Genomic DNA, 15,701 nt, shown 5'->3' with positions numbered 1-15,701 from the left:
GTTTGGACCAAAACGTATCGTTATGATAGGTTCATTACTACAAGCAGTTGCAGTGTTTTTATTAGTGTTTTGTACTACACTAAACCAATTAATGGTCATTGAAGTAATAATAGGACTATCATTCCCTATTATATACGGCGCAGATTCTAAATGGATAATAGCAAATAAAGGTGATGAAAAATCAGAGTATTTTAATCAATCTTTATTATGGATTAGCCAGTTAGTTAGTGCATTTATTGGATGTTTATTAATTAATACTCCTGAGATAGGTTGTTATTTAAGTTCTTTTTTATATTTAATAGGATTTATACTAGCTTACTTTACAAAAGATATCAATAGAAAAGAAACTGTCTTTTTAAATTTTAGTATCAGTAATTTCAAACAGTTATTAACTAAGATTAGTCCTTTTTATTTTTTTATTTTTATAATAGCTTTGGGAGTGGCCTCTACATCTTCTTGGGTTTTTCAAATGTTTGCATTAGAAGTTTTAGAAAAATCAGAAATTTATTTTGGAATCATTCAAATAAGTGCTGCTCTATTTTCTTTATTAGGAAATTTCTTCGCTCAAAAACTAAATAGATTACCTAGAAAAAAAGATGTTTATTTTTTAGGATTAATACTTATACTTTACATAATATCATTTACAGTATTTAATTTTTTAATTTTAAATTTAATACTACTGTGTATAATTTTAATTATAAGGGGAGCTATAAACGCAATAACAAAAGTATATATTGTAAATAAAGCTTCTGCAAGTGATCCCATAGCTATATGGATGTTTTTTGTAAATGGAGGAGCTAAAGTTTTTCAAACGCTTACGTTAGTTCTGTTGGGAAGCTTCATGTAATAAAGGGAATTATTTAATCTAACCTAATTTTTTTTCTTTGTTTATATCAACATTACAATTTTATTTAATAAGGAAAAAGAATGTGAAATCATTTAATCTGAAATTTTCAGTAAACTAATAACAAAAAAATATAAAAAATGAAAAAAAAAATTACTTTACTTTTATTTATTTTATTTGTGAGTCAATTATTTTCACAACATAAAATAAAAGGAAAAGTAACAAATATACTACAAGAACCAATGATATTTGTAAACACTATTTTATTAGAAGAAGACAATTTAAAACTAGTAAAAGGAGAAATATCAGATGAAAAAGGATTTTTTTTATTAAATAATATAAAAAAAGGAACATATTTATTAAAAATAAGTTTAATAGGATATAAAGAAATTCAGAAACAAATTACGATACTAAACGAAGATATTGATTTAGGGCTAATACATTTACAAGAAGAATTGTATGAGTTAGAAACTGTACATATAAAGGCTAAAAAACAAATAATAGAACAAAAAATTGATCGTTTAACAGTTAATGTAGAAGGTACATTAATCGGTAATTCGGGAAGTGCTTTAGATATTTTAGAAAGACTTCCTGGTGTAGAAGTAAGTTCTGATGGTGGTTCTTTAACTTTAAATGGTAAATCGGAAGTAGGGGTTTTGATTAATGACAAATTAACTAGAATTCCTATTTCTTCATTATTAAAGATATTAAGTAGTACGAGTGCTAAAAACATTAAAAATATAGATTTAATAACTAATCCATCTGCCAAATATGATGCAGAATTTACAGGAGGGCTTATTAATATAAATCATAGTAAAGTTACTACTGAGGGAGTTAATGGGAGTCTGTTGTTAGGTTTTGGCTACGGTCGTGGAGATAAAGAAAGTATAGGGGGAAGTTTAAGTATAAGAAAAAGCAAAGTAAACTTTCATGGTAATGCAAGTTTTGATAGAAATGATAATCCAAGAACATATATAAACTCTTCAACGATTAGAGATGGAATAAATCAGATATATACCCAAAACAGAAGCGATAGAAGTCCCATAATTACTGGGTATAATGCACAATTAGGCCTTGATTATTATATTAACGAAAATGTAATTTTAGGAGGAATGCTTAGTGGTAATAGAAGTCTTTATAACCAAAATGTAATAGCAAATGGGGCTTCCTTCTTTAATAATCAAGAAGTAGAAAGATTTAAGTTTTTAAATTCAGAAAACAGCAGGAGGGATTTGATGATTGGAAATTTAAATTTAGAATTAAAATTAGATACTTTGAGTACTCTCGATTTTAATCTTAACTTTTTGAATTATTATAATGAAAACCCAACAGATTACGACACTACTGTTACTAATTCTCAATCAAATATAACCTCTAAAGAATTTTTTACGGCATCTAAAAATACACCTGTAAATATATGGGTTGGTAAAATCGATTATTCAAAAAAAATAACTAATAAATTAAATTTAGAATTTGGTAGTAAATTAACTAATTCTGAACTAGATAATACTGTTACTGTTCAAGATTTGGTAACAGATACTTTTATTATAAATGAAAAATTAAGTGAAAAATCGAATTTATTAGAAAATATATGGGCTTTTTATTCATCATTAGATTGGAAAATTAATGAGAAGACAAATATAAATATAGGATTAAGATACGAGTATTCAAATCAAAAAATAGAAATAGAAAGTAACGGAAAAGTATTAGACTCGAATTTAAGCAAATTATTTCCTACTATTTTTATGTCGAGAAAGTTAGGGGATAGAAGTCTGTTTCAAGTTTCATATGGCCGAAGAATTTCACGACCTACTTATTTTGATCTAGCTCCTTTTTTACTGTTCCTAGATCCAAATACTTTCTTTCAGGGAAACATTAATTTAAAACCATCTATTAGTAATACAATTACTTCTAATTATAAATATAAAAAATATTTAGCATCTTTTCAGTTTACTAATGAAGATAACGCTATAGTAAGAAAACAAACTGTTTTTACAAATGGTACAAAGCAACAAACTATTACTACTTTAAACTTAGATTTTTTAAACACTTATTCTTTAAATCTTGTCGCTCCAATTAAGGTAACACCTTGGTGGAAAATGGAAAATACATTTCAATTGACGTATATAGAACAAGAATTTGAAGGTAAAAAAAGTAATGATGATTATTTTTCTGTAAGAACTTCCCAAAATTTCAATATTTCTGATGATATTGAAATTCAGTTGTTTGCAAATTATAATTCAGAAAGATTATCAGGAACAACAAAAATCGATAATTTTCAAAGGATAAATATTGCTATAGAAAAGAAAATAGAACGTTGGAATAGTAAGATACAATTAAGCTTTAATAATATCTTTGAAAAAAAACTTAATTTAATAACCAATCAAAATATGAATACTTCTCTTTTAGAGTATAGATACGAACCTAGAATTCTTAAAATTACATTTACTCATGATTTTGGTCATTCGAAAGTAAAAAAAAGAAATAAGAAAAAAACAGGAATAAAAGAAATTAAACAAAGAATTAATTAATTATTAAATGTTGTTTTTTTGTGAGAAGGAATATTAATTATCAAATGCCTTTTATAATTAATATTCCTTTTATGTGATGTAATAGGTTAGAATGTAGAGTTTAAATTACTTTCGTAATAATAGTTAATTTTATTTGTATTTAACATAACGCTCGTTATGTAACAAGTTTATTCAATGTTTGTCAGCTCATTAACTTTTTAAACTCTCCTTTTTTTCTTTTCTTAGTCCTTTTACTTACACTTTTATATGAAAAAGCAGCTGGAGAGCTTTCAATCTGTAACTTAGTTTTTAGAGGTGTTATTATCTAATAACTTTCTATTCTCCTCTTGCATTTCATTAATTCTTTTCAAGCGAATATCATTAACAAAAGTGGAGCTCTCTAATTCAAGAGCTAAAATTTTTTGAATAGCATCATATTCAAATTTTCCAGTTTCATTTACAGCCGTTTTTTGTTCTTTAAAAAACTCTTGTAAACTATCAAAATCTAATAAATCAAATTCAATAGTTACTTTTTCTTGGGATTGGTTTAATATTTTCATAATCTATTTAATTAGTATATTTTAATAGTAATATATTTATATAATAATATATGTTTATATAAATATAGCTTTAACAATCTCCATTTATAATTCTATTATACTTATAGAATAAATAAAATATTTTTGTTTTATGTTTTGTATTTAAAGTTTTCGGATTTTTGAGATAGCCTTCTATTTTATCTATACCATACTTTACTCCAGTATGAGAATTTTGTTTAAATAATTTTGAAAGGACTGTTAAATTAAAAGTTTTATCTTTCTTTTTTATTTTCTCTTGATAAAGAAAATACATAATTAAATCTCTAATTAATGTAATATCATACTGAAGGCTATAAATATTTTCTTCAGGATATAATTTTGAAAACTCATTTAGATACTTATTGTATTTGATCTTTAGGTTTTCTTTTCCTTTAAAGAACTCTTCTTGTACTGGTTCTATATAGTTTATTTTTAAACTCTCCATTATAATATAAATATTTCTTGTTGTGTCCGTTTTATATAAACTATCTCTTTTGGTTGTGTCCGTTTTATTTTCTTACACATTTACATAAAAAAACAGCTGAAATTATTTTAATATGTAACTTAGTTCTAGAGGTGTTAATATTTATTTTTGAGTGAAATATTCTTTAATAACAGCATCTAAAATTAAAGCTTTTAATGTTGTTTTTCTTTTTATTGCAATCATTTTTAAATCATCCAATAAATCTTCTCTAATAGCTAAATTGTATTTTTTTTCAATGGGCTTCACTTCCCCTGCAGAAGATACTTCTTGAAAAGGTGTTATAACCTCCTTTTTTCTATCCACAGCTGATTTTACTTTTTTAGCAAATAAATCGTCTTTACTCATAATGTGTGTATTTGTGTTTAAGTGTTTTTACACTAAAGTGTGTTTATGTAAATGTGTCTTTATACAAGTTTAGATATAATCTCTAAAGAAAGATTATCAATTTCTTTTTGTGCCTTATTGTCTAATTCTAAGGTTATATAGCCTCTTTGGTAGGCTATCCTATTATGTATTTTAGTTTTAGCAATGGGTATATTATAATCATCTAAAACACCAGAAATTTGTTCTAATATTTTTGTTTTTTGTTCAACCATATTAAAAACAATCAAAGACTCTTTTTCTTTTCCAAATCCTTTTATCATGTTAATTGTTTTCTCCATAGAATAAAAATCAGGTAACCCAATCTTAGTAGGAATTAAAATTAAATCAGCATTTTTAATTATAGAGGGAAGTTCCTTTGATAAATATGGAGGAGTATCTATGATTAAAAAATTGTATTTATTCTTATCAATCGTATCTAAATCATCAATAGTGTAAGTATCAATATTAGAGTTTTCTTTAAAGCTATGTAAAGTCCCTTGCAAGTCAGTATCTACAAAAGCAATTTCTGATACTTCTTTGAATTTTAAACCTAAATAATAAGCTAAGGCACTTTTACCTACACCTCCTTTTTGGTTTGATATAACAATTGTTTTAAACATAATATGTATATGTGTATATGTATATGTGTATAAAAATGTAAATATACATTTTTATTTAAAAATTTAACTATATTTGTCTAAAATTAAATCTTTTATGGAAGAGCCTTTTGAAATAAAAAAAACATATGATTATAAAAAGAATAGTAAAAAGGTAGTTAATGTACCTAGAAATATTCAAGACATTATGGAGAGTTCGGTAAAGGATTCATCTATTAGTATCCATACATTGAGAATATTTTCACTAATACTTTCAAGAGCAAAAGGGAATGAAATTAAAGACAAAGATCAATACACTTTGTTTTCTGATGAATTTCTATTTGAAAACAATACGGCAATTAGATTTAACTATAAATTAAGTGATTTCGCACCAAAAGGAACTACAAGCTTTGCTCATGTAAAACAAGCTTTAAAAGAGCTTGTAACCTATCAAATAAACATACCTAAAAAGATAACAAGACCAGATGGAAGTAAAATCACTTTCTTTAGTGGAATGATTTCTAATTTAGTAATGGAGGAGCAAGGAAAAGTTTCTTTTGATATGAGTTCTTATTGGTACTGTAAATTTATGTACACAATGGCAGGTTTTAATAAAAATTTAGTTGATTTATTTTTTAAATCTAAAGATGTAAAAGATATTGTTTTTTATACTTTTTTAACTAAAATTACGGCAGCAGGAACTACTATAAAAATTGAAAATTTGAATAAAAAATTCAATTTAAATTTTGAGCATTATTCAGAACTTGAAAGAACTTTTTTAAAACCTATGAGAAGAAAACTAAATAGAATAAGTGATATAAGTTTTAATTACTCTAAAGTAAATAATCTATTAGTCGCTATAAAGCCATATCAAACATCTATTGAAGATAGTAAATATTTAGAATCAAGACCTCAATTAACTTCTTTATCAGAACAAAAAAAGATAAACAATAAGCTAACTTACTTAAAAGACAAACACAATTTAACTGTTAATAATTTACAGCTGTTAAAACCTATATTTACTAGATATTCTTTTAGTTTTATTAATGAGATACTAAATGAAAATAAAAAAAACCTTCACGAGTTAAGGGGAGATATATTCTTAGATAGATTTACTAAATTATATATGCTTAAAATCCAAAAGGAAAACGACAAACCCAGTAAATAAAGAAAAGTAAGCTATTTTTAAGCTACAATATAATAGACACAATAAACATATTTGTTATGTTTATTGTGTCTATTTCTGTTCTAAAAAAGGGATATTGTAAGCTACAATTATTTAAAAGCTTAGAAAACATAAAAAAGAGGTGTTTCAGCTATTTTTAAGCTACAAAAAAATCTAGACTATTTTAAAAATCACAACTATTTTTAAGCTACAAAAAAAAGGAGTTAAAGTATTGATAGATAGTAATTAATGATTTGAAAAAGTTAAAAAAGTTTGTTTTAAAAACTTTAAAAAAGTTAAAAAGTCAGGAAACTATTTTTAAGCTACAAAAAAAACGTCCTTTTTTGAGATGAAAAATTGAAAAACTAGCTATTTTTAAGCTACAAAAAAATAACCATAACACACTTAAAAACAGTGATTAATGATTACTAAAAGTTAAAAAAGTGTTTTTTTAAGTGTTTAAAATAAAAGAAAATAGTCGCAAACTATTTTTAAGCTACAAAAAAAACGCTTAAAACTATTTTTAAGCTACAAAAAGACAATATCTGTACTACAAATTAAGAAATTTTTAAGCTACAAAAAAATAACCATAAGGTACTGATAATTAGTTGTTTGCTTTTTTATTTCTTGAGAAACTACACCTCCATTAAAAAGTATTAAAAAACATATTAATAAAAAAAGAGAATTGGAAACAAACAATGCAACCAACCAGCACTCCAAAAAAAAATAAAAAGTTTTTAAGAGAAATTTTTGAAGGAAAAATTTTTGCTCGTGAGCTGCTTCGAGGAATCGAAATCGGACACGTGAGAAAGTTTGGATTTTTGCGTTCCCGTGTTTCCGTTGAGTAAACTAGGGCGGATTTTTGCATTTTTTTAGCCTTTTAAGTATCTTTTAATAGATTTTTATCGTTTAATCAACCGTTAGTATTGTTTTATTTTTTAAGTCTATTACGTGGCTTTATTTTAGGTTTGTGTAAAAAAGGCTCGTTTTTGTTCTTTATCTCGTAAAAACTGCACCAAAATACACCAAGCCAAAAAGAAAATTTTGTCTTGCTTTAATTCTTGGTTTGGTTTTACTTCACTAAATTCAATTGCAAAAAAAAAGAAACTCATAATTGAGTTTCTTTTCTTGTACTTTAGTCGTAACTAAAAGTTAACTTTTAGCTAAAAAAAATATAGTGATTATATTAAACATAATACATATATGTTTAATATAATTATTTAGCGTGTTTAGACATAGCTGCTGCCGTCATTCCTGCGGTAGCCCCTCCAGTAGCTAAAACTGTTGCTCCACCTACGGCTGCTTTTCCAATTCCTGCTAAAGCACTTGCTCCATTCATTGCTGCTAATCCACCTAAAGCTCCTGCCATTGATGCTCCTGCTCCTTGTATTATTGTTCCTGCTGCGGTTGTTGTTAAGGTAATTGCCTGATATGCACATATAAAACAAACAATACTTAGCCAAACAATTTCGCCACTAGCTAAAGAACCCGAAGTAATTAAAGTTGCTATAATAAGTGTAATAAAACTTATGATTGCATTAAATATGGGAACCCATAAAATAACATTCAATAAATTTAGCATGTACGTTTTCCAAGTACTTTCAAAGCCCGGTATCATAGATACTAAAAACACGAGTTTTGTTCCGGCGATCATAACCCCTAGTAAAACCTTTACCATAAAAGCTAAAACAAAAGTAGGGATAGCGAGAATACAAACAATAAGCGTTGAAAAAAGTGTAAAATATCCATACTTAAAAATCATGGCTACAAATAAATCATACACATATATTTCAGCGACTTTAAAGGAATACCTTATACCACGAGTTAAATCAAGACTAGAACCAGCTCTTTTTTCTTCATCTGCTTCTTGTTTTCTAATTGCAGTAACTTTACCCATTCCTTTTTTATAGTCAGCAACTAAAGAGTTTGCTAATTCTGTATCTAAAGTTCTTGCTATTTTTGTTAAAGAATCGCCTTTTAAATTTTGATTTAACCCTACAACTCTCCCAACAATTTCGCCTGAGAAAATAAAAAGTACAACGACTCCTAAATAGCTAAAGAAACCAGTAAATGCTTGTACATTATCAAATCTTTCTGTTTTTAGAAAATGAGTAATTAGTTTATATATAGCTCCAATTACGGCAAATATTGTCAAACCTAAATAGATGTGTTCAAACATTCCTTTATTTCCAAAAGGTAAAACAGCAAGGGTATCTACTGAATGGATTTGAGCCTTGGTAATGTATTGTAAAATCATTCTAGGAGTTTCTACCCATTGAAATATATTCAAAAAAGCAGCTTGAAAAGCTACAGCACCCGTAAGACTTCCGTCTGTAACTTTTCCTAAAAGACTTATTAAAGAATTAAAGGCAGGCGTGTCGCTACCAGTTTGAGTATTTGCTTTAGTTAAAGCAAATACATAATTTCCTAAAAAGATCATTGGAACTAAAACAATTCCAATCATTTGTTTTTTACTCAAACTGCCAAACCATTTTTTTAAGGCAGAACGAACCAATTTATAAGAAGATATATCGCTATTAAATTTGTCTGTAAAATTATATTTTTTTTTCAAAGTCAATATTAATTTTTAGAGCCAAGTGCATTAATTTTTCTTCTTCTTTCCTTTAATATTTCGGCATATTCTTTTCTAAAATCTGCTTGTTTTTGATGGTATTCTATATCTATAGTGTTAAAGTATTTTTAGTAGATGTATTGCTTATTAAATCTTCAATTTGTTGTAGTTTTTCAAGAATTTCCTCTAACACATTTTCTCTTTGGAAATCTGACATATTAAAAATATCATCAGAAATAACTTGAATTGCTTTATCTACTAATAATCCAGTTGTTTCTAAAATTGTATTTCTTATTTGAGCAGCATTGTTGCTTGAAAAATCTGCATTCGAATTACTTGAAAGCGTTCTAATTTTTCTTAAAATTCTTTTTTCAGTATCATATATTTGAACAACAGTTTGTCCGTTTTTAATATATCCCGCAACTTTTCTTAATTTATCCGCAGCATCTATTACTTCATTTAGTTGTTTTAGATTTGTTAGATAATTTTTTACTGTTTGTAATTTTGTTTGTAAAGCAGTTGCAGAAGCTGTTGCTTGTTGCGTGTTTGCTGTTACTAATAAAGTTGAAAGAGTTGGAGATTCAACGACTATTTGAGCGTGTGATTGAACTATATTCAATAGTAAAGTCACAAACATTATTGTATATTTTTTCATAATATAAAGTTTGAAATTTTTACTATTTTATTTTTTTATTTGTTCTATAAAGTTGTCTAAATTTTCTGTTTTCTTTTTATTTTGAATAAAGAACAAACCCTTTATTCATTTCTTTTTTATATTCATTTACCACACTTTCAGGATATAGTTTTTTTATAAAACCATAACTAGTTTCACTTAGTTTATTTGATATTTTAATTTTCTTTTCAATAGAAAAAATGGTGTAACTATTATACTTTATTTCTGTAGGAACATAAAATTCAGCGACACTATGTAGCCAATCATTTTCTAATTTAAAATTAACAAGTTTTGTGTTTTCTAAACTTTTACCTCCAGAAACATTTGAGAAATCTGAAGCTAAAAAGAAAAATCTTTTTTCTTTTGGTAAACGTAAATATTTCACTTTTTTACCTGCAACAAGGCTATCAATAATTTCAAGAACTGGAGTTCCATTTTTTTCAAAAGAGAAAGTTCCTACTAATTCTGGTGTTGGTTCGGTGGGGTTTTTACTTTCCTTTTTATTACTACAAGAAGCAACAAAAGAAATTAATAAAAAAGTACCGACTAAAATACATTTTTTCATAATATAATTGTTTTATTTATTCAATTTCAAAGATACAAATATTTTACTATATTTACCAAACTTTTTTAAAGGTTAAGTTTATAGGTCAAGGAGTGGGATGTGATATACAAAAACCTACGATATTTTATATATCACATCCCAAACCTTGCTTTGTTCCTAACGTCACAAAGAAAAAAAAACTCACTCTAATGGATAACAATAACTGGCTCGATGATGTTGAAAACTGGAAAAATGAAACAGAAAAAAATGAGCAGGAAAAGAAAAGAATTTCAAGGTTAAGGGAAATAGGAAAGCTTGGTGGACGACCAATAAAAACGAATTCAAGAAACAAACAAGTAAACGTAAGATTTACCGAAAAGGAGTTTTTAAATATAAAAGAAAAAGCAGAAAAATTAAATATTTCTGTATCAGAATTTATAAGAAATTCAGCATTAAATAAAAAGCTTCCAAACTTAGAAATAGACAAAACATTAACTACTTATGCTCTTAATTTTTCAAGGATTAAAAATATTTTTAAATCAGAAAAGGTACAAGAAAAAAAGTTTATAGAGATTGAAAAAGAATTAAATGTTGTTATAAAATTGATTAAAAACTATTTATCATTATGAGTTTAATCGCTAATGCAACATCAGTTGCGGGAAGTTTAAAAAGTGCATTATATAAAGAAGATATTCTTAAAGATGTAGAATTAATTATACAAGAAAATATGAGTGGAGAAACTCCACAAGAAAGATGGGACGAATTAAGGTTTGTTGCTTCTTTTAATAAAAGAGCTGAAAAAAAATTTGTAGAAAATGTGTTAAGTCCTATAAAAGAAAAAGGAGTAAAATTAACTCAAAAAGAATGGAAAGAGTTAGCAGAAGATTATGCAAAAGAAATGGGTTTTACAAATCAATGGTATGCCGTTTTACACAAAAATACGGATGAACCACATTTACATATTTATGCAAATAGAATAAATTTTAGCGGAAAAAATACAATTAATGATTCTTATATAGGAAAAAAAAGTGGAGAGGTTGCAAATAAATTATGTAAAAAAAGAGGTTGGAAAACAGCAAAAGAATTGACTAAGGAAAAGAAAAAAACAATCAATAATTCAATAGAAAAACATTCAGAAACGGCAACAAATTGGGATGAATTTATTGAGTTAATGTATAAAGATGGCTATAAATTTGAATTAAATTATAATGCAAAAGGTTTAAACGGAGCAAGAATTATTCCTTTAGATGAAATTAAATTAAAGCAGGAAATGAGCAGGAGAGAATCTTTAGCAAAAAAAGGTTACAAGCTATCTTCTTTGATTGATAGAGAAGAAAAAAAAAAAGATTTATCAGAGAAAAAACAAGGCTTAAAGTTATCTGAAGTAAATATAAAAACAAAAATTAAATTGATAGAAGAAAAGATAAATAATAACAATTTAGAGCAAACAAAATCAAAAAAAATAAAGCATTAAATCATGGAAGAAGAAGAAAAAAAACACCCATTACAAATAGCATTAGAAGGTATTCTAAAAGCTAATAAAGAGCAACATTTATTAGTTGAAGAAGTTAAAAAAATAAGGGAAGAAACAAATAATAAAACGAGTAATGCTATTATTCATTTAACAGAAATTTCAAGAATTATTAAATCAGCTCCAGATGATTTAATTTCAGAGTTTGATAGAGTTAGTGAAGAAAGCTCCAGTAAACTTACTGCCAATTTCGATACTGCTCTAAAAAGCTCAAATAAATTATTTAAAAGAGTTTCTAAGGTTTCATTAATAATTTGCTTCTTATCTTTTTTAACAGCAGCATAAAGCCTTTATTTTGCTATTGATTTTTACAAAAAAAGTGTGTTAAGTAGGGAAGAAGTAAGAAGCGAAATTTTAAAAGAATTTGAAGATAAAAATTTAGGGATCTATGATGTAGATTTTTATACAGCATTATTATCAGAAAAAAACATGCTATCTTCTTTTAATAATAAGTATCCAAGCAAAATAAATAACTATAAAGTATATAGAGAAGGAGTTGTTTCAACAGCAGGAACACCAGTATTTGAAAATATTAAATCAGCTAAAATAATAAAGGGTAACTAAAGCTCTTATCAATTAAAAACCTCTGGACCGAAAGACAGGGTACTGAAAAAGTCCTTTAATTAGAAAAAGTAGTCAAAGATTATATAAATTAACTTTTGACTACTTTTACATCAAAGTGTAAAGCGCTTATTTACAATTAGTTACGAGTTGTGTGTTTTTTTTATAAAACTAATTTCATAGTCATATTTTAACATTAATCTAAATATGGTTAGTTTTTCAGTGCCCTCTCCGAAAGACTAGGGGTTTTTAATTATATTTCATACCAACTTGCGCCAGAGTTTTAGCATGTTTTTTTATTATCCATATTGCCGAAGCTTCTAACTGGTCAACTCGTGGATGGTATATCCAACTAGGGATTTTAATTTTTAATTCGTGTACTATGTTTTACTGGGGATTTGGTAACATTATTGGCTTGAAACCAATATGAAATAACATTAATTGAGTTATACGCTTAGTGTCTGTTTTATTTGATCTTGGTAAATAGGCTTAGAAATTACCATTCTGTTTATTGTTTTATGAAAGATGCTTTGTTGAAATTGTGATCTATTAATTCTAAAACAGAATTCATCAAAATAGACTTGTATATGCCATTTACTTACATGAGTTGGTATTGCTCTTAACCAAGATTTTACTTGCATGATTACAATATGTAATTGTTTAAAATTCTTTCCATTATTACTATATTTCTGTTCAATATTATAAATTTCTTTTAAAGGTTCATATCCTCTCCACTTATCGGTCACTATTTTTGCAGACGTACTAATATGTTCTTCAAAAATTGGTGTTAAAGATTTTGCAGAATAATCTTTTAGACCCTTGATATATACTCGTTTTACTTTATTATTATCAGTTAATTCTACTGCTATCACTTCCTTTTTCGTATCATAACTTCGACTTTGTTTCCCTTCTTCTTTTCCGCCAACGGTAAACTCATCAACATGGACTAATTTCGATAAAGGATATTTTTGGCTACTTGCCATTGCTTTTCTAACTTTTCGCATAAAAGACCATGCAGTTCCTTGACGAATACTAAATCGTTTTCCCATTTGAATACTAGAAACACTTTTACTACTTGTGCTCATTTCAAAAACTACACAAAATGCTTTTTGTAAACCAAATTTCACTTTATGAAACAGCGTATTAGCCGTTGCGCTTTCTACATGATGGCATGAATAACAATGATAATTATATCCAGCTTTTTCACAGCCTTTTGTATGACTACATTTACTACAAATAAATCCATCTTGCCATTTTATTTTCGCTAAATAAGCCTTGCAAGCTTCGTCGTTAGGTAATTTTTTTATAAAGGATAACATATCTTGTCCTGTAAATTGAAGCATAAGTCAATGTTTTAGTACAATAATATACGGAGATTAAATGACTAACTCAAAACATTAATTCAAGATTGTGGATTTATAGCTTCTTGAATTATTTTTTTTAGTAGTGTTAAAAAAAAAATGTATGTTTGCTCATCAAAAAAATGCTAGGAAAAATATAGATAATTGCTATACCTTCTAAATTTTTTCATTTTTTATTAAACACAATGCTATTGTCGAATAATGTTATTGTCGAATAATGCTATTGTCGAATAATGCTATTGTCGAACAATGTTATTGTCGAACAATGCTATTGTCGAACAATGCTATTGTCGAACAATGCTATTTAAATTAAACTATAAATAATAATAACTATGAGTAAATTAAAAGTAGTGATTAGCGGATCATATGGGAAACATTTGAATGGAATGTTAGAATTAAAAGAATTTTTAACAAATCAATCTATTGAGGTTTTAGCACCTGTAAGTGGTATAGATCCCGATGAACCAGATGATTTTATTATAATGAAGGATGACCCTGTAACTGACCCAAGAACATTACAAGATTCTGTTTTTGCAAAAATGAGAGCATCTTCTTTCCACATAATGTTTAATGAAGGAGGGTATTTAGGTAAAGCAGCCATTTTTGAATTGGGTTATGCAGCAGCTATTGGTCTTCAGATATTTACAACAGAGGAAGTGACTGATCCTAATTTAAAAGTGTATACACGTCAATTATCAGAATTATATCCAGATTGGAAAAAAAACTAAGCTATTATGACTAATATATGTATAATCGATATTGGTAGTAATACGATTAAATTCCATGTGAAATCTAATGAAGATATTCATTTCAAAAACAGCTATAACATTAGTTGGAATATCTTAGATAGAAAAAGGGATGATAATTATTTTGACGAAATTTTAGGTAAAATAAAAAAAATTGTTACTGATTTTGATGAAATAATAGCAATAGGAACAGAAGCTTTACGAAATAATGCTACTCTTGAAAAAAGGATTATTAAGGGGTTTAATGAATTAAATATCAGTTACAAAACTATAACTCAAGAAGTCGAAGCTGAGTTGATTAAATCGGCAGTATACAAAGAGCCTGCCTACAAAGGCTTAAATATTATTAATGTTGGTGGGGGGTCTATTCAAATCATAGATACTTCAGATAATATTTTTCTATTTAAGTTTGGTATTTCTTTTCTTAATTCAGAGTTTAATCTAAATAAAACACCAAGCGAAAGAAAAAGCGATGAGTGTATTAAATGGATAGAAAATCAATTGCCAGAATTAACGAATAGTTTTATTTATTCAGGAGGAGAAAAGAAATATCTCGAATCTATGAATATTAAGCTTCAACAAGAAGGATATTGTTTACAATCTGATTTTAAGGAATTGCATACTTCAATGCTAATTAAACCTATAGATGATTTAAAAAAACATTCACCATTTGATCCAGATTGGATGCAAGGCGCAATTGCTTCAAATTGTATTGTTTTGGCAATTATGAATAAAAGTAATTCTAATACATTCTTACCTAGTGATTTGAATATATCTAATGGGGTATATGAAGTATTATTAGAAAAAGAAACAAAAGTCTTAATTTAATAATTAAAAGGCTTTATCAAATTTGATAAAGCCTTTTTTTCGACTTTTAAGGAAACTTTATAAATATATGAAAGACCTAAATAAAATTTTTTTAATTAAAACAATTTTAACATCAAATGTTTATTTAATTGTTTTTTTTAAATTACTAACAAGTAATGGTATTACTCAAGAACAAATTATTTATGCCATAAGCTTGGGGACCTTTTTCATGATTTTTGGTGATGCTATTAGTAGTTTTTTAGTTGACAAGTTTGGACCAAAACGTATCGTTATGATAGGTTCATTACTACAAGCAGTTGCAGTGTTTTTATTAGTGTTTTGTACTACACTAAACCAATTAATGGT

General features: G+C 26.7%; 19 protein-coding genes. 10 read left to right on the top strand and 9 right to left on the bottom strand.

Annotation, left to right across the window (positions count from 1 at the left end; translation table 11 throughout):
* Both AQ1689_RS05305 and AQ1689_RS05300 read left to right on the top strand, forming a co-directional pair.
* On the top strand, positions 1-847 hold an 847-nt coding region (locus AQ1689_RS05305), incomplete at its 5' end, for a hypothetical protein (RefSeq protein WP_219618433.1).
* A gap of 137 nt (positions 848-984) precedes the next feature.
* Positions 985-3,375 (top strand): outer membrane beta-barrel protein, encoded by a 2,391-nt coding sequence (locus AQ1689_RS05300; RefSeq protein WP_101955412.1) that lies wholly within the window; start codon positions 985-987, stop codon positions 3,373-3,375.
* Between the two features lie 281 nt (positions 3,376-3,656).
* Here AQ1689_RS05300 and AQ1689_RS05295 read toward each other — a convergent pair whose 3' ends face one another.
* From AQ1689_RS05295 to AQ1689_RS05280, 4 genes are all read right to left on the bottom strand, one after another.
* Positions 3,657-3,914, bottom strand: a complete 258-nt coding sequence (locus tag AQ1689_RS05295; RefSeq protein ID WP_101955411.1) for a hypothetical protein — start codon at positions 3,912-3,914, stop codon at positions 3,657-3,659.
* Positions 3,915-3,984: 70 nt separating this feature from the next.
* Positions 3,985-4,377: a hypothetical protein gene (locus AQ1689_RS05290; RefSeq protein ID WP_101955410.1), complete on the bottom strand. Its 393-nt coding sequence runs from the start codon at positions 4,375-4,377 to the stop codon at positions 3,985-3,987.
* A 141-nt stretch (positions 4,378-4,518) separates the two neighbouring features.
* Complete coding sequence (locus AQ1689_RS05285) at positions 4,519-4,761, bottom strand: hypothetical protein (RefSeq protein ID WP_101955409.1); 243 nt, start codon at positions 4,759-4,761, stop codon at positions 4,519-4,521.
* Positions 4,762-4,820: 59 nt separating this feature from the next.
* Positions 4,821-5,399, bottom strand: a complete 579-nt coding sequence (locus tag AQ1689_RS05280) for a ParA family protein (protein ID WP_101955408.1) — start codon at positions 5,397-5,399, stop codon at positions 4,821-4,823.
* A 73-nt stretch (positions 5,400-5,472) separates the two neighbouring features.
* Here AQ1689_RS05280 and AQ1689_RS05275 point away from each other — a divergent pair, with 73 nt between their 5' ends.
* Positions 5,473-6,543 (top strand): hypothetical protein, encoded by a 1,071-nt coding sequence (locus tag AQ1689_RS05275; RefSeq protein WP_145993735.1) that lies wholly within the window; start codon positions 5,473-5,475, stop codon positions 6,541-6,543.
* A 959-nt stretch (positions 6,544-7,502) separates the two neighbouring features.
* Here AQ1689_RS05275 and AQ1689_RS05270 read toward each other — a convergent pair.
* From AQ1689_RS05270 to AQ1689_RS05255, 4 genes are all read right to left on the bottom strand, one after another.
* Entirely contained in the window at positions 7,503-7,652 is a 150-nt protein-coding gene (locus AQ1689_RS05270) for a hypothetical protein (protein WP_180947535.1), read from the bottom strand.
* 104 nt (positions 7,653-7,756) lie between these two features.
* Positions 7,757-9,112: a hypothetical protein gene (locus tag AQ1689_RS05265; protein ID WP_101955406.1), complete on the bottom strand. Its 1,356-nt coding sequence runs from the start codon at positions 9,110-9,112 to the stop codon at positions 7,757-7,759.
* A gap of 109 nt (positions 9,113-9,221) precedes the next feature.
* Positions 9,222-9,767 carry a hypothetical protein gene (locus tag AQ1689_RS05260; protein ID WP_101955405.1) on the bottom strand — a complete coding sequence of 182 codons (546 nt, stop codon included), beginning with the start codon at positions 9,765-9,767 and terminating at the stop codon, positions 9,222-9,224.
* A 76-nt stretch (positions 9,768-9,843) separates the two neighbouring features.
* Positions 9,844-10,350, bottom strand: coding sequence for a hypothetical protein (locus AQ1689_RS05255; protein ID WP_101955404.1), 507 nt, complete (start codon positions 10,348-10,350; stop codon positions 9,844-9,846).
* Between the two features lie 188 nt (positions 10,351-10,538).
* On the opposite strand from AQ1689_RS05255, the gene AQ1689_RS05250 reads away from it, so the two are divergent.
* From AQ1689_RS05250 to AQ1689_RS05235, 4 genes are read left to right on the top strand one after another with little or no spacing between them, the layout of a single operon-like run.
* Positions 10,539-10,958 carry a plasmid mobilization protein gene (locus AQ1689_RS05250; protein WP_101955403.1) on the top strand — a complete coding sequence of 140 codons (420 nt, stop codon included), beginning with the start codon at positions 10,539-10,541 and terminating at the stop codon, positions 10,956-10,958.
* On the top strand, positions 10,955-11,803 hold the full coding sequence (locus AQ1689_RS05245; protein WP_101955402.1) for a relaxase/mobilization nuclease domain-containing protein: 849 nt from the start codon (positions 10,955-10,957) through the stop codon (positions 11,801-11,803). Before AQ1689_RS05250 ends, AQ1689_RS05245 begins: the two co-directional genes overlap by 4 nt.
* 3 nt (positions 11,804-11,806) lie before the next feature.
* On the top strand, positions 11,807-12,145 hold the full coding sequence (locus AQ1689_RS05240; protein ID WP_101955401.1) for a hypothetical protein: 339 nt from the start codon (positions 11,807-11,809) through the stop codon (positions 12,143-12,145).
* Between the two features lie 36 nt (positions 12,146-12,181).
* Positions 12,182-12,424, top strand: coding sequence for a hypothetical protein (locus tag AQ1689_RS05235; RefSeq protein WP_101955400.1), 243 nt, complete (start codon positions 12,182-12,184; stop codon positions 12,422-12,424).
* 443 nt (positions 12,425-12,867) lie between these two features.
* Here the strand turns inward: AQ1689_RS05235 and AQ1689_RS05230 are convergent, their stop codons facing one another.
* A complete protein-coding gene (locus AQ1689_RS05230; RefSeq protein WP_101955399.1) occupies positions 12,868-13,764 on the bottom strand; it encodes an IS1595 family transposase in 897 nt (298 codons plus the stop codon).
* 368 nt (positions 13,765-14,132) lie between these two features.
* Between AQ1689_RS05230 and AQ1689_RS05225 the strand changes: the two genes are divergently transcribed.
* The 3 genes from AQ1689_RS05225 to AQ1689_RS05215 all read left to right on the top strand — a co-directional run.
* Entirely contained in the window at positions 14,133-14,510 is a 378-nt protein-coding gene (locus AQ1689_RS05225) for a hypothetical protein (RefSeq protein ID WP_145993734.1), read from the top strand.
* Between the two features lie 6 nt (positions 14,511-14,516).
* Positions 14,517-15,356, top strand: a complete 840-nt coding sequence (locus AQ1689_RS05220; protein WP_145993733.1) for a Ppx/GppA phosphatase family protein — start codon at positions 14,517-14,519, stop codon at positions 15,354-15,356.
* A 67-nt stretch (positions 15,357-15,423) separates the two neighbouring features.
* Positions 15,424-15,701, top strand: a 278-nt coding sequence (locus AQ1689_RS05215; protein ID WP_145993732.1) for an MFS transporter, incomplete at its 3' end; no start/stop codon positions are given.

Origin of the sequence: Tenacibaculum finnmarkense (genome assembly GCF_900239185.1) — a bacterium.
Taxonomy (GTDB): Bacteria; Bacteroidota; Bacteroidia; order Flavobacteriales; family Flavobacteriaceae; genus Polaribacter; species Polaribacter finnmarkensis.
The sequence above is the reverse complement of the archived record's forward strand: the minus strand, read 5'-3'. Positions and strand labels throughout refer to the sequence as shown.

Coding starts and splice junctions, on each gene's coding strand:
- AQ1689_RS05300 (WP_101955412.1), top strand. CDS start 985: ATGAAAAAAAAAATTACTTTACTTTTATTTATTTTATTTGTGAGTCAA.
- AQ1689_RS05295 (WP_101955411.1), bottom strand. CDS start 3,914: ATGAAAATATTAAACCAATCCCAAGAAAAAGTAACTATTGAATTTGAT.
- AQ1689_RS05290 (WP_101955410.1), bottom strand. CDS start 4,377: ATGGAGAGTTTAAAAATAAACTATATAGAACCAGTACAAGAAGAGTTC.
- AQ1689_RS05285 (WP_101955409.1), bottom strand. CDS start 4,761: ATGAGTAAAGACGATTTATTTGCTAAAAAAGTAAAATCAGCTGTGGAT.
- AQ1689_RS05280 (WP_101955408.1), bottom strand. CDS start 5,399: ATGTTTAAAACAATTGTTATATCAAACCAAAAAGGAGGTGTAGGTAAA.
- AQ1689_RS05270 (WP_180947535.1), bottom strand. CDS start 7,652: ATGAGTTTCTTTTTTTTTGCAATTGAATTTAGTGAAGTAAAACCAAAC.
- AQ1689_RS05260 (WP_101955405.1), bottom strand. CDS start 9,767: ATGAAAAAATATACAATAATGTTTGTGACTTTACTATTGAATATAGTT.
- AQ1689_RS05255 (WP_101955404.1), bottom strand. CDS start 10,350: ATGAAAAAATGTATTTTAGTCGGTACTTTTTTATTAATTTCTTTTGTT.
- AQ1689_RS05250 (WP_101955403.1), top strand. CDS start 10,539: ATGGATAACAATAACTGGCTCGATGATGTTGAAAACTGGAAAAATGAA.
- AQ1689_RS05245 (WP_101955402.1), top strand. CDS start 10,955: ATGAGTTTAATCGCTAATGCAACATCAGTTGCGGGAAGTTTAAAAAGT.
- AQ1689_RS05240 (WP_101955401.1), top strand. CDS start 11,807: ATGGAAGAAGAAGAAAAAAAACACCCATTACAAATAGCATTAGAAGGT.
- AQ1689_RS05230 (WP_101955399.1), bottom strand. CDS start 13,764: ATGCTTCAATTTACAGGACAAGATATGTTATCCTTTATAAAAAAATTA.
- AQ1689_RS05220 (WP_145993733.1), top strand. CDS start 14,517: ATGACTAATATATGTATAATCGATATTGGTAGTAATACGATTAAATTC.